Raw genomic sequence first — 14,239 nt, 5'->3', positions numbered from 1 at the left:
GTGTATGCCGCGCTGGCCATCGTCGGCTTCAACGTCAACCGCCGACACCTCACCGCAACACTCAAGGCACCCTTCGATGACGGTGCTCGACACGACAGCAGGCAAACCGTCGAGGTGATCACCCACCCGGGGTAGGCACCGAGCACCGCTCGGGTTACCCGATCCTGCTGCGTGATTCGCGTTGTTGCTCAGACGTGCGCGCTGTCATCGCGGCAGCCAGGGAACGTTCGGCACGCCGGCGTGTGTCGCCGAAACCCACTATCACGTTGACCGCCATTGGGGCCATCACGTCGCGCAGTCCTTGGGAGTCGATGAGTCCGCTCTTCGCCAGCGGCACGAATCCGTAGAGGTGACACCGTGTCGACCGGGGCGCACACGCTGGCCAGCGACGCGGCCGACACTGCCATCGGCGGGCCCGCAGTGTTGTCGGTGGTGGTGGTGTGAACTGTGAGCGGTGGCGTTTCGTGTTGCCGGATGAAGGGAAACACGATGGCTGCTGTCGCGCTTGTGCTTTACATCGTTTTCGGCGTGCTGGCTCTGGGCTGGCGCTGCTGGATGCAGTGGCGCCGCACGGGTTCCACCGGTTATCGGGGGATCAGCCGCCGGTTGGGACTGCTCGGGCTGGTCGGCGGGATCGGTTTCATCGTCGCGATGGTGGGTGGGCTGGCCGCTCCCCTGCTGCAACTTCTCGGAGCGGTGTCACCGCTGCAGATCCTCGATCATCGGTGGGTCAATGCTGCCGGGTTGACGTTCGGCCTGTGCGGGCTGGCCGCCACACTGCACGCACAGCTCGACATGGGCGAGTCATGGCGCGTGGGGGTCGACATCGACGAGTCGACAACGTTAGTGCGCACTGGCGCGTTCAGGCTGGTACGTAATCCGATCTTCGCGGCGATGCTTGTGTTCATGCTCGGCGAGACACTGCTGGCACCCAATCTCGTTGCGGTCGTAGTGTTCGCGATCTTCCTCGCGGCGATCGAGGTATCTGTACGCAGCAGTGAAGAGCCGTACTTGCTGGGGATACACGGCGACCAATACCGGGACTACACCGCCAGCGTCGGCCGGTTCGTACCGGGAATCGGTCTGACCCGTTGACTCGTCGAACGCCATCAGCCTTCGGGAGCCGGCGCCTTCGCCAGCGGTGGCACGGCATGCTCACGCAGGATGCGCCGCCATGCGAGCTTGAACCACGGCGTGAACGTTTCGGGTGCGCATGCGACCTCGCCGCGCAGCGCTTGCGGGGTGACGTAGCGCCAGGCCGCGACCTCGTTGACGTTGGGGCGCGGTCGCTCGGCGCTGGTCCCGGCGAACACCCAGCACAGCTCATGCTCGGCCCCTTGCAGGTCGTACTGCGCCCGGTAGCAGAACTTGAACTGAAATCCCAGCTCTGCGGTGAGACCGAGTTCCTCGCGCAGGCGGCGGTGGATGGTGTTGTCCATAGTCTCCCCACGGCGCGGATGCGAGCAGCAAGTGTTGGACCAGTAGCCCGGCCACAGCCGCTTGCCGTTCGCGCGCTGCTGCACAAGCAGTTCGCCAGCGGGATTGAACACGAACAGCGAGAACGCGCGGTGCAGCGTGCCGACGCCGACGTGCGCATCGGCCTTGGCCAGGAAGCCGACCTCGCGGTCATCGCTGTCCACCAGAATCAACTGCTCATCATCGCGGGATACGACTGGGCTATCGCGTTCCGGGTTTGCCATGCTGCCCACCAGCCCCGAGGTCAGCTGGTCAGTGTCCCAGGAGTGTCGGCAGGGCCAGTGCGGAATCCGCCGCCAGCGCGCAGAACACCACGGCCAGGTAGTTGTTGGACTGCCGGAACAGTCGTAGCGGCTCCAGCGGCACACTGCGATGCGCGCGGGCGCGTTGACCGTACGCGGTCATCAGGAACGACACCCCTGCCGCCAGCGCTACCGCCGCATACAGCCACCCGGTGGCCACGGACAGCGCCAGCGTCGCGACGACGGACAGCCAGGTGTAGACGAGGATCTGGTTGGCCACCTGAGCCTCGGTCGCCACGGCCGGCAGCATCGGGATACCGGCTGCCCTGTAGTCCTCGGTGTGGCGCATCGCCAGCGCCCAGCTGTGCGGCGGCGTCCAGAACACGATGATCGCAAACATGCCCAGCGCCGGCCATCCGATGGTGCCGGTGACGGCCGACCAGCCGATCATCACCGGCATGGCGTTCACAATTCCGCCGCAGACCACGTTCTGGGAGGTGCGTCTTTTGAGCAACAGTGTGTACACAACCGCGTAGAACGCGATTGTGGCAACGGCCAGCAGGCCCGCCAGCAGGTGGGTGGTCCACCAAAGCCACGACAGCGACGCGACACTCAGCGCCAACCCGAAGGCCAGCGCATGCCGGTTCGAGATCGCCGCACGCGCCAGCGGCCGACCTGAGGTGCGCTTCATCAGTTTGTCGATGTCGGCGTCGGCAACGCAGTTCAGCGTGTTGGCCCCGGCCTGCATCAGCGTCGCGCCGATAAGCGTGTTCAGGATCAGCAGCGGGGCTACGGTGCCGCGCTCGGCGAGCAGCATCGCCGGAACCGCGCCGATCACGACGTGGATGATCCGCGGCTTTGTCAGGGTCAGATAGTCAGACAGCTTGGCGCGGACGCGATCAGTTGTTGATAGGTCAGCCCGTTCGCGAGTGCTCACGTCCGTCTCCTCGGCTTTACTTCACTGCCCGACCCAATGTTTGTGACACGGATGACGAGTAGCTGGGGTTCAAAAGTCAGACGCCACAAGCTGTTTGCTGCGAAGCGCCTGGGAACGACCTGGCTAGGGTGATCGCGTTGACCGCACGGATGAACTGGCGGCCGGCGCGGACCGTTATCAAGGTATGGACGCTTTCGAGGCGACTCCTGATGACCAGCGCGCGAGCGTGACCGTTGATCGAGAGGGCATCATTCATCAATGGGGTGATGCAGTCACCGAGGTCGTGAGCTATTCAGCCGACGACGCCGCCGGCCAAAACATCAATGTCGTAGCAGCACGCCGAAACTTACGCCAGCGTAATGGATTTCGGTGCTCCCAATCCCGCAATGCACGCGTTGGGTTCGGTAAACCGTCGGACAGGCGGGTGCGTGATACAGGGTATGACCACCCAACAACCCGAGGCGGACTTGGACACCGTTCTTCGCCGGACCCAGAGTGTCGGTCGACCAGCTGATCGCCGGACTGCCCTAAGAGTCTCGAGCTAGGAAGCAGGTTCAGACATCTGGTTGCGCGTGGGAGCGATAACGCGCTGAGCGGTGATAGCTGTGAGGATGCCGTCCCACAGCCGAGAGCGCGCGGCCAGCGCCGCACCGGCGGTCTGGGTGCACTCGCGCCACTTGCCCTTGTCCTCGTCGCACAGGTCGGCGAGCATCTGCATAGCCATCGGGGTGTGCGAGTCGCCGTCGACCTCGATATGCCGCTGGAGGTATTCAACGAACGTCTCAAGCCCACCGCCGTCCTGGTTGACGGCGACCACCTGGGTGAACATGTCGGGGATGAGTTCTTCGCGGCCAAAGGCGAAGGCCGCGGCCTGACAGTGAACCGGAGCGGACGCGATGAAACCCCATGTGGCTGTGACGAACTCCGCCGCCGCACGCGGTACGCCGGCATCCTCCAGCGCGCACGGCACCGGCTCTTGGGCACGTATCAGATCGATGAAACGGTCGACGACAGAATGGTCGGCCCCAGCTTCAGCCATGCCGGCGACATACCACTCGAAATGGCTGATATGACCGCGTTGGAACTCGTCGCTTTCCTCTGCCAGCACGATGTCGTTGATAAGGCGGCGGCTGCCGGCCGGCCCGGTGGGGACCCACGGCACTGTGACGCATGTCAGGTTGGATTGGAGGGACTTCAGCAGCGACATAAAGTCCCACACCGCGAAGACGTGATGCTCCATAAACGTGAGGATCGCGGCACGGGTGTTGAGGCTGGCGTAGAGCGGATGGGTGATGACACGCCTACGGGGCGACCTAACCGCCGCCAACAGATCAACTCCCGGGTGTGTCCTACCCCACGCCTCCGACGACATAACTCGCCCTGTCTTCCTCCCCGACCCACGCCATTGTGGCTACCCGCGGCGGCGGCTTCGTTCTGTTCACGAACGGGCCCGCCGCGAGGTTCAATAACGCGCCGCGGCGGTGCCGCCGCCGGGGATGTTCGACAAGGGCGACACTCACTTTTTCAGACAGCGTTACGTCACCCAGTCGCACCGCGTTCGTTTGAAGAGCACGGACCCAAGGGGGTAATCGTTGCGCGGCTCGCGTCCCTGCTCCGACGATCAATGGAGCGCGATCGGCTCGCCGAAGTTGTGGGCCGGTGCAGTATCCCGGCCAGTACCAACAGTTTCCGCCGACCGCGGCGCTGTGCTGCTGCAGCGAAGCCTCTGACCCACCACACCGCGCATTGAAACGCTGCTAGTCGGTTACGGAGACCGGCGCGCGCTAGATAAACAAGAATGCCCTACTCGCTAATCTTCATTGCATCTCCACGTGGTTGTCGAGATGCAGCAAAGATTGACAAGACACGCCTGTCTACTTTGACAAAAGTCGGCGTGTCTTCGTGGCTGTTAATCTTCGCTGCAAAGGCGCAGCTCAAGGGCAACCGACTCAACTCCAGTCCACCCGTTTCCAACTCGATCAGGCCCTTCTCATCATGTCTCACCATGGGTCCGACGGCGAACTTCGACAGCGCTGACTCGCTCGGTTGGGGAGTCGGTCGGGCGAATCGAGCTGAATGATCCGTCCCGGCACGCCATCAGATCGACAAAGCCGTCGACCAGCGTCTGGAGGCGATGTCGATGTTGGCGCAGTTGGCGGAGCGAGTCCGGCAGAGCCTGCCCCGCAGTGTCGGCTAGATCGTCGGTGCCCCGACCTCGTTGAATTGGCGGACCAGTGTCGACAGTTCTGATCGCGAGGACACGCCGGCCTTGGCGCTGGCCTGGTAGATGTGTCCCTCGATGGTGCGGATCGATAACGAGGTGGCTTGGGCGATGTCTTTGTTCGACATCCCACGCGACACCAGATTGGCGATCTCATGCTCTCTTCGGGTGAACGGAAGGGGCACCCTGCTGGCGACCAGCGCTGGACTGAGCGCACCGCCGCACTGCTTTGCCAACAGCTGCGCACGACCGCTTGCGCTGAGCGCGCTGCCCCGCCGGCCGGCCAGCCGGTGGGACGCGGCGGCCTGTGCCGAGGCGTCGGCGGCGGCCAGAATATCGCCCATGGTCTCGAAATCGCGTGAGACCGCCTCTAATCCGGCACTGTCGTCGCGGGCCAACGCATCCGCGTACTGCGCCGACAGCGGCGCCCTTGGCCCGTCGACCTGGTTCGCCAATTCGGCTAGTCGGTCGGAGCCAGCGGCGTCGCCGAGTTGGACCGCCGTCTGCAAGGCCAGCACCTCGCGGGCCGGCTGTCCATGTGCTCGGGCGAATTCAGCTGCCCGGCAGGCGGACTGGCGAGCCTCGGCGGTCCGTCCGTGTGCTGCGCCCACCCATGCGCTGGCCAATAGATAGCCGGACTCGACGTATGCGAACGAGGGATGTCGAAGTTGGCGCGTGGCCTCCATAGCGGCGGCCGCGGCATCGATGCGACCCGAGCGGGCCAGCGCCTCGGTGTGCATGATGCTGAACCGGTACAACAGGCCAGAGATATCGTTTTGAGTGTCAAGGCCTTTGCTTGCCGGGCCCAGATGCCGTATTGCGAGGGCGAGATCGCCTTTCGCCAGCGCCGCCATGCCTACGGTGGCGATGGCCATCCATCGCGACATGTCGGGAAACTGGGCGCGACTTTGGTACTCGCGTTCGGCGATGGCGAACGCTTGGTCCACATATCCCGCAGCCAGCAGCGCGTAGGCGTGGAACTCTGCCAAACCGGTGCCGTGAAACGAGTACTCCTCGGGTGTCTCCTCGAGTACGCGATACCCCGCAGCCGCCCTCTGGTTGGCTGCTTCTATGCGGCCGACGTCGCCGAGAGCGATCGTTTCGGTGGAATAGCCGACGGCACGTCCGTAGTCATCAAGATGGTCGTAGTCGACCGCCGCCATTGTCCGGATGGTTTGGTCGGGTTCGGCGGCGGTAGCTTGGATGACAGCGAGAAACGTCCGCAGCGCATGGTTACGGTCGTCGTCGCCGAGGGCTATCGCACTGTCGATGACGCGGCGGGCTTCCCCCGGATTTCGCTGCGGCCACAATAGATTCGCTGCGCGCACGATCGCTTCGTCGAAGAAGCCGGCTGTGACACCCTCGTCCGCTTCGAGGGTGTCGAGGAGTTCCTCGGCTGCCTCGCCTTTGTCGTGCAGAACCAGGATGCGGGCCAGCGCAAGCTTGGCCTCCGGACTAGCGTTGGCGGCCACTGCGGCCCGGCCTAGACGCTCGGCGAGTGCAAGGTCAAGCCGTGAGGCCGATATGTTGGCAGCGCGGGACAGGATGTCGGCATTTGGGGGCAGGTCAGACTCCATCCACAGCAGCGCCAGCCGAATCGGGTCCGCTGCCTTCCCCTGTGCCATGGCGGTGGCCACTTGTCCTCGTAGCCGTCGCAGCCGCGAGGGCCCGCATTGGCTTAGTCGAATCTCGCCATACAGCGGATGTCCGACGAAGACGACGTCGGAGGCGGACGGTGCGGTGATAAGCCCGCGTTGTTCAGTGGCCTCGATGGACAGCGGGTCGGCCAGTGCCGCCAAAAGCACTCGGTCGATAGGTTCGGCGATCGCCACCAGGTCAACGACTTCCTGTATCTCGTCGGGTACCGCGCCGATTTGCTGCTCTACGAGTTCCACCAGCGACGGCGACGCCGATGGTGTTCCCGCCCAACACCATTCGCCGTCGACGCGGACCAGCCGGCCCGATGCCCGTTCGTGTTCGACGAGATGATGTAGAAACAGCACGTTGCCGCGGCTCAGTTTCCACATCCGATCGGTGCAGTCAGTGCTGATCGGGCCGCCAAGGACGGCGTTCAGTAGGTCGTCGGATTCGTTGCGCGACAATGGTTGCAGCTCCAGCCGTGGCAGCAAGCCGTCCTTCCATAGTGCCCTCACAGCGTCGGGTGCGGGTTCGCCCGTGCGGATGGTGGCGATAACGCTGGCCACATCCTGCAGCACCAGTTGGTGCACCAGCATGGCCGACATGTCATCTAGGAGGTGGGCGTCGTCTACGAACACCAACAGCGGGGCGCCCTCCGCCCCAGCGGTCAGTCCGCTGAACAGCTTCTGCGTCAAGTGAGTTGGCGATGAATCGGTGTCGTCGACCCAGCGCGCGAACGCCCCGAGACTGACCGGGCGCCCCGTTGTGGTGCCCGCGATACGGCGCACCGCCCATCCCGCATGCGCGGCAGCTTCGGTCGCCGCACGTGCCAACCGGGTCTTGCCGACACCGGCCAGACCTGCGACGACCATCCCCTTGTGATGTTCTTCTGTCAGGGTCTCGCTGATGAGGCGAAGCTCTTCCCCGCGGCCCGTCAGCGGCCACCGGTGCACCATTGCGCAGATGTTAGTTGCTTAGTTAATTAACGGTTCGAACATTGTCTAATGCCGTCTGCAACTTTCTGCGGGCCACATCGAGCAGGGTGGCCAGGCCTTCGGGCTCGATGTGCAGATACCCGCAGATGACCTCGTCGGCCACCCCGGCATCGATTAGGCGCAGCGCGATCGAATGCGCATCGGGCAATGCGCGCAGCGCCGCCTCATACTCGTCGCGCGTGCTCACTGTTGCCTACGACGATGCCGTGGCGTCGCCCGCTCGCCTTTAGCCGTGGCTGCCTGGACTGCCGGTAGAGCCGGTGGTCCCGGTGCCGCCGGTGTGACCGGAGGCCCCTGCGCTTCCGGTGCCGAGTCCGCCACCGCCGCCGGTGCCACCTGCGGCGGTGCTGCCCGCGCTGCCGCCGTTACCACCCGTGCCACCGGGGCCAGCGGCGCCGGTCAGTCCGGGCGTCCCGCCCCCACCGCCGTTGTTGGCACCGATGGTGCCGCCGTTGCCGCCGGTGCCTCCGGTGCCACCGGTGCCACCGGATCCAGCCGTGCCGCCGGCGCCGCCGCTGCCGCCGGTGCCGAACACGCCGCCAGCCCCGCCCGACCCGCCTTGTCCGCCGGCCCCGCCGCTGCCGCCCGTGCCGCCGGTTCCCCCCTGCGCGCCGGCGCCGGCGTTGCCGCCCACACTGGTGCCCCCACCGGTCGCGTCGCCGTTGTTGTCGCCGATACTGCCGCCCGCGCCGCCGGTGCCGCCCGTGGCGCCGGTCCCGCCGGTCCCGCCGACCCCGCCTTGCCCGCCCGAACCACCAGAACCGAACAGCAGCGCGCCGTGGCCGCCGGCCCCACCGGCCCCGCCCGCCGTGCCCGCAATACCGCCGGTTCCGGTGCCGCCAGCACCACCCGTGCCCGCGTTACCGCCGTTACCGACGCCGGCTTGGGAACTGTCGCCGTTGTTGTCGCCGATACTGCCGCCCGCCCCGCCGGCCCCGCCGCCCGCCCCGCCTGCCCCACCGTTACCCGCATTACCGCCGTTACCGATGGCACCGCCAAACGTCCCTTGGCCGTTGTTGTTCCCGATACTGCCGCCGGCGCCGCCGGTCCCGCCGCCGGTCCCGCCGGCCCCACCGTTACCCGCGTTACCGCCGTCGCCGATCGACGCGCCGGCGCCGCCAACGCCGGTGCCGTTGTTGTCGCCGATGCTGCCGCCGGCGCCCCCGTTTTGGCCGGGCCCCCCAGGCTGACCGGGACCGCCGTCGACGCCCACGGCGCCGTTGTGGCCGTTGAGACCGCCGACGCTGGTGCCCTCGCCGGCGGTATCAGTCGGGGTTGGCGGATTCACCCCACTTGCTCCGGGGAGTCCGGCGCCACCCTGCCCACCGGCCCCGCCAGTGCCGAACACCAACCCCGCGTTGCCGCCGTTACCGCCGCTGCCGCCGGCCCGCCCCGCCACGGTGGCATCCGCACCCGCGCCGCCGGCACCGCCGTTGCCGAAGATCCCACCGTTGCCGCCGTTACCGCCGTTCGGATTTAGTGCGGTTCCGCCGCCGCCGGAACCGCCGTTGCCCAACAACAAGCCGCCGTTACCGCCATTGCCGCCGTCGGCTGCGTCATAACCGTTGCCGATCAACAGCCCGGCGTTGGGGTGATCAGCGGTGCCGTTGCCGATAAACACCGCTATGAACGCGGTGATTGGATCGAGCGCCGGCGCGGCCGGGTCGACCGCAGGCATCAGCGCCACGGCCAACTTCGGCGGGTTGCTGTTTCCGGTCATCACGCACAGTGGATCAGCGCCGCAAGTCACCCCAACGGCAACCGGGGGCGCCAACGGTGCGTCGACCGGCGTCGACACCAGCGGCGGCGCGGCGTGCGCTTTGGCAGCGCCCGGCGATGCGACCAGCCAGAAACTAGCTCCGGCAACGGCAATCCCAGCCACAAGAGCGGGGCGAACAACATTGGTCATCATCAATCCTTAACGAGGGCAGACCGACTCCAGCCAGTTGACATTGACCCATGCAGCGGGCGAACCGCCCCGGACCCGACTACCTGGATTTACGACGGTGACAGCACACAACTACTTGGTTTCTGTACGTTTCGCAGGCCGGGGCTGCCCGATGACCTTGGTTCCACCCTCGGAAATAGAAGATCACCAGCTCGTCCAGTCCGCTACGTGAGTCGGCGGCCTGCGTTGCGGCAAACAGCAGCGATATTGAGGAGTCGGTGGGCCACGGCGTGACACGCCACCTCTGCGGGTTTGCGGCGTTCGACCCGCCGCCGCAACACCACGATCGACGATAAATCTGACATAACTACAAAACGACGAATCCGAAGGCCAGCGCATAAGACGCGGCCAACGCCCGCGGGCGTCCGAATTCTGGTACGCGCCATACCCTTAGCGATCGAAACCGCATCTAGACCTAGCTAGGAAGACCGGCGCGCGCGCTAGATAAACAAGAATGCCCTACTCGCTAATCGTCATTGCATCTCGACGACCCATCAGCGCCGCCGCGCAATGACCGGCGGATCCGACCACCCCACCAGCACACCGTCGGTGCCGCGCCGGGTCCACAGCAAGCCCTTGCCGGGGCGCTGCGGTGCGGCGAACACCCCCGGCACGATCGCGCCGTAGGAGCGGTGACCATCCATGATCACCACCGGGGCCTGCATGTTCATCATCCGGCCCAGCACTCCGCCCTGGGACTGGTAGCTGAAGGTGCGGATGTCGGCGCTGGCCACGATGTGCAGACCCAGGTCATCGCCTTCGTCGACGTAGGCCAACAGCTTGGCCAGCGGGCTGCTGGCGTGCGACCACGAAGTGATGCCGTCGATCACGACGAAGAACTCGCGGCCCTCCCAGAACCGTTTGGTCGCCAGGTCGTGCTGACTGGTCCCCGGGGGCGGGCGGCGCTTCTCCAGGATCGCGCACAGTTCGTCGACCACCGCGGTGATGGCCGTCGGCGTCTGCGCATACGCGCCCAGCCAGGTGTCCTCGGGCACCACCCCGACCGAGGTGCGGCGCGGGTCGATCAGGATGATCGTCGCGTCCTGGCTGCGGTAGGACGCCATGATGCCCTTCATCATCGCGCGCAGCCACGCCGTCAGACCCGAACCGGCAAGCCCGGTCGCCACCACGTGCGGGTGGTCGTGAAAGTCGATTGTCGCTGTGCCCAAAGTGGATTCAGCCAAACCGAACGGCACCACCCCGGGCTGCAGATCCAGCGCGCCCGCGAACACGTCGGCCAGCGGCACCGACTCCGGCAGCCGCACCACCGTGGTGGCCTTGTCCACCCCCGACACCCGGCGCACCACTTCCGACAGCGCATCGCCCTCGACCGGGCCCGCGACGGGCCGGCCCTCGGGCTGCGGCGGTGCGGCCAGCACCGGGGCCCCCACCATCAGGTGATGACCGTCGCGGGTCAACCCGCGCCCCGGCAAGTCCGGCACCTCACGCACCGGGTTGCGTTCCGGGTCGCGCGGGTCCCGCTTGACCTCGGTGTCGTGTTCGTTGACCAGCTTGAGCTCCAGGCGCTGACCGGTCTCGGCGCGCACCGCTGACTGCAGTCCCGACAGCGAGCTGGTGTGGGTGATGATCACCCGCACGCCGTAGTTGCGGGCCCGCTGCAACGCCAGCACCCGATCGACGAGCGCCGTGTGGCCCTCGGTGAAGTTCTTCCAGCCGTCGACGATCAGCACCACCTCACCGCCGGAGATCCCGATGTCGACGGGGTTGGGGCCGAACTTGGCCGCGCGCACCTTGCCCATGTCCAGGCCGCGGGTGGTGAACGCCTTATCACGTTCGGTCACAATGTTTTCCAGCGTGGACACCATCCTCGACACCCCTTCGGCGTCGGAGACTGCGACCACCGACGCGACGTGGGGCAGGTCCGCGACCCGCGCCAGCTGCGGGCCGCTGGCGGCGATGCAGTAGAACTGCACCCGCTCCGGGCGATAGAGCAGCGCCCCGGCGGTCACCATCGTCATCACCGCGGTGGTGGCGCCGCGGCCCGGCGCGGCGACGACCAGCGCGTTGTCGTTGAGCATGTCGAGGCTGTACACCTCTTGGCGGGCGCCGCGCGGATAGTCGGCCAGCGCCACCGGCAGCACCAAGCCCGGATTGTTGCCGTAGTCCTCGTACCAGGGCCGGCCGCGCCAGCGGGCCACCAGCTCGTCGGCCGGCGTCGGGTCGCCGAGCACCGGAAGCCACAGCGAGCGCGGCGGGCGCTCCTTGGCCGCCTGCAGCGAGTCGGTGATCGCGGTGGCCAGTTTGAACGGCGTCTCGACCGGACGCACCGGCAGCGGGATCACCTCCGGTGCCGGCGGCGCGGTCAACCGGTTGTCGACGTCGCGCGCCTCGGCGGCGGTGAACACCCGCGGCGCGAACTCCGCACCCGGGCGCTGCGGAGTCGCCAGCACGCCGGCGTCGTCGGTCTTGGGCACGAAGTCCGCCGAGGTGTAGAAGTAGCGGAACTTGCGCGGCTCGCGCAGCGCCACCCGCAGATAGGCGGTGCCCTCCTCGCCTTCCGACGCGATGTGGGCCGCGGCGTTGGACCCGATCGCCGCGCGCGACTCCTCCTCGGTGCCGGTGCGCGCCGCGATGCTAAAACCCAAGAGCTTGTTGATATCCCGCAGGTTCTGGGTGTCCTTGGTCTGCCCGACCAGCTGCAGGAACACATGCAGCGAGCGGCCCACCCGCGCGATGCGCAGATACAGCTTGCGGAACTTGGGACCCCAGATCGGGTCGGCGAACACCTCGTTGTACTCGTCGGTGATCACCCACAGCGCGGGGATCGGCGGCAGCGACGGATCCACCAGGCGGCGCTGGTTGTAGGTGGTGATGTCGGGGCAGTCCTCCAGGTCGGCGATGATCTTGCCGCGCCGGTCGATCTCGCCGTCCAGCGCGTCGTAGAGCCGGCCCACCAGGTGGCGTTCCTCGGCCAGGTTGCTCACCGCGGCCACGACATGCGGGAAGCGCCCGATCATGCCCGCGGCCGACTTCAGCTTGAAGTCGGTGAACACGATGTTGAGCACCTCTGGCGAATGCGTCAGGCACGCCCCGGCGACCGCGGTGATCAGGCCTTCAGACTTGCCGGCGCCGGTGGTTCCGATGAACAGCGAGTGCATGCCCATGCCGCCCTGAGAGCCCTCGCGCAGATTGAACTCCGCGACCTCCCCGGTGTCGCTGTACACCCCCACCGGAAAGCGCATCCACGCCGGCCCCTGCGCCCGGGTGGCCGCCCACAGCCGGTCGGTGTCCAGGCGGCGCGGGTCACGAATCCCCAACACGTCCAACAACGTTCGCTCCTCGGCCGACGACGCGGAGATCGTCACGCTGGCCGAGCCCGGCGCCCGGTAGCGGGCCAGGCTGCGGGCGAAGCGTTCGGCGTCATCGATGCTCATCGCATCGGCGGTCGCGTAGAACGCGTCGTCGAGCTCGTCGCTGGCCGCGGAACCCTCGTACAGGCTTTGTGCCACCCGCTGCCGCGGATCGGCGCTGACCTGTTTCCGCAGCACACCGTCGCGCAGCCGGTAGGTGGTGTCGGGGGTGAAGCCGACCCAGAACCGGGCGCCGCCGGGGGCGGCGATTGACGGGCGCGGGGGCACGTCGGTGGCCAGCCGGACGAAACACGTACTGGCATAACCGGATGCGCCGGTCAGCCCAGCCCAGTCCTCGGGGCTGCCGCAGTTGTCGTCGATGATCACCCGCAGCGGCATCGCCGAAGCCAGCCCGGCGGTGACGCCGCTGGACGGGGGCGACCAGGCGGGCCGGGCCTCGTCGACCTGCTCGTCGAAGAACGCCTCCAGCTCAGCGGGAGAGCCGAAAACCATCCGGCGCTCGCCGCAGCCGTCGCGGCGGCTGTCGTGCTGAACGTGCGGTAGCCACTTCACCCAGTCCCACTGCTCGACATCCGAACTGACGACGATCAGTTGCAGGACGGCGGGGCTGTGGAAGGCGGCCAGCTGGCACATCACCGCCCGCGCCAGGCTGCGGGCCTCGTCGAGGTTGCCGACGAAGGACAGGCCCGGAAACCGTTGCAGCCAAATCACCTTGGGCATGTCGTCGACGTATTCCTGGGCGTTGAGGAATTTACGCAACGCGTGACCGGTGGCGGGTTCGAGGTCGGCGGCCGGCGCGATCTCGGGCTTCTCCAGCGTCATGGCCAGCTTCACCTTGCCGACACCGACCCGCACCACGGCGAACATCGGCTCGCCGGGTTCGCGGTCCCACATCCGCTCCGAGCCGGCGACGGCGAACAGATCGATTGGGTCCCAATGGAAGTGGCGGCGATGCGCCCACTGGCGGTGCCGTTGCACGTCGACCTCGTCGCGGATCTCGTCGAGGCGGGAGAACCACTTGCGCCGGCGCCCCAGCAGCTCACCGAACGACATCTTCCGACCCGCGCCGCGGTTGCGCACGAGCAGGCCGATCGAGCTGATACCGGCCATCCCGCCGAACAGACCGAACCCGCCGGCGAGCTGGCGCTGCCCGGAGGCGTACATCACGACGATCAGACCGACGATGCCGACCAGCAGACCGATCGGCAACACGATGCCCCAGATGCTGCGCGGGATCGGGATGGGCGCGACGATCGGGGCCTCGAGCTTGATCTTGCCGCCGCCGGTTTCGGGATCGGGAACACGCTCACCAGGGCGCACGAAGCTCTGCGTGGTCACCGGATCACCCTAACGTGATGTGGCGCACCGCATTTGCGCCAATTTCTGCGATACGCCTAAGCAAACACGTCACCGCCGCCGACGGCCGATGTACGAGGGCCGATGGCGGATT

Annotated in this window: 9 protein-coding genes; 2 read left to right on the top strand and 7 right to left on the bottom strand. The window is 66.9% G+C overall.

All coding sequences use genetic code 11. The annotated features are described in order from the left end of the window. Both MYCSM_RS38790 and MYCSM_RS32580 read left to right on the top strand, forming a co-directional pair. A complete protein-coding gene (locus MYCSM_RS38790) occupies positions 1 to 135 on the top strand; it encodes a hypothetical protein (protein ID WP_257720770.1) in 135 nt (44 codons plus the stop codon). A 354-nt stretch (positions 136 to 489) separates the two neighbouring features. Then, on the top strand, positions 490 to 1,095 hold the full coding sequence (locus MYCSM_RS32580) for a methyltransferase family protein (protein ID WP_015297780.1): 606 nt from the start codon (positions 490 to 492) through the stop codon (positions 1,093 to 1,095). 14 nt (positions 1,096 to 1,109) lie between these two features. On the opposite strand, the gene idi is transcribed toward MYCSM_RS32580, so the two are convergent. From idi to MYCSM_RS32545, 7 genes are all read right to left on the bottom strand, one after another. Then, positions 1,110 to 1,700, bottom strand: coding sequence for an isopentenyl-diphosphate Delta-isomerase (idi, locus tag MYCSM_RS32575; protein ID WP_015297779.1), 591 nt, complete (start codon positions 1,698 to 1,700; stop codon positions 1,110 to 1,112). Between the two features lie 28 nt (positions 1,701 to 1,728). Then, entirely contained in the window at positions 1,729 to 2,655 is a 927-nt protein-coding gene (locus MYCSM_RS32570; RefSeq protein WP_015297778.1) for a heme o synthase, read from the bottom strand. Positions 2,656 to 3,196: 541 nt separating this feature from the next. Further along, entirely contained in the window at positions 3,197 to 4,027 is an 831-nt protein-coding gene (locus MYCSM_RS32565; RefSeq protein WP_015297777.1) for a DUF3050 domain-containing protein, read from the bottom strand. Between the two features lie 821 nt (positions 4,028 to 4,848). Continuing rightward, a complete protein-coding gene (locus MYCSM_RS32560) occupies positions 4,849 to 7,470 on the bottom strand; it encodes a helix-turn-helix transcriptional regulator (RefSeq protein WP_015297776.1) in 2,622 nt (873 codons plus the stop codon). A gap of 22 nt (positions 7,471 to 7,492) precedes the next feature. Beyond that, complete coding sequence (locus MYCSM_RS32555) at positions 7,493 to 7,696, bottom strand: hypothetical protein (protein WP_015297775.1); 204 nt, start codon at positions 7,694 to 7,696, stop codon at positions 7,493 to 7,495. 39 nt (positions 7,697 to 7,735) lie between these two features. Continuing rightward, a complete protein-coding gene (locus MYCSM_RS38840; RefSeq protein ID WP_015297774.1) occupies positions 7,736 to 9,418 on the bottom strand; it encodes a hypothetical protein in 1,683 nt (560 codons plus the stop codon). Between the two features lie 533 nt (positions 9,419 to 9,951). Continuing rightward, entirely contained in the window at positions 9,952 to 14,127 is a 4,176-nt protein-coding gene (locus MYCSM_RS32545; protein ID WP_015297773.1) for a type VII secretion protein EccC, read from the bottom strand. Positions 14,128 to 14,239 lie beyond the last annotated feature (112 nt).

Origin of the sequence: Mycobacterium sp. JS623, from assembly GCF_000328565.1 — a bacterium.
GTDB lineage: Bacteria > Actinomycetota > Actinomycetes > Mycobacteriales > Mycobacteriaceae > Mycobacterium.
This window is presented reverse-complemented; position numbering and strand designations above follow the sequence as displayed.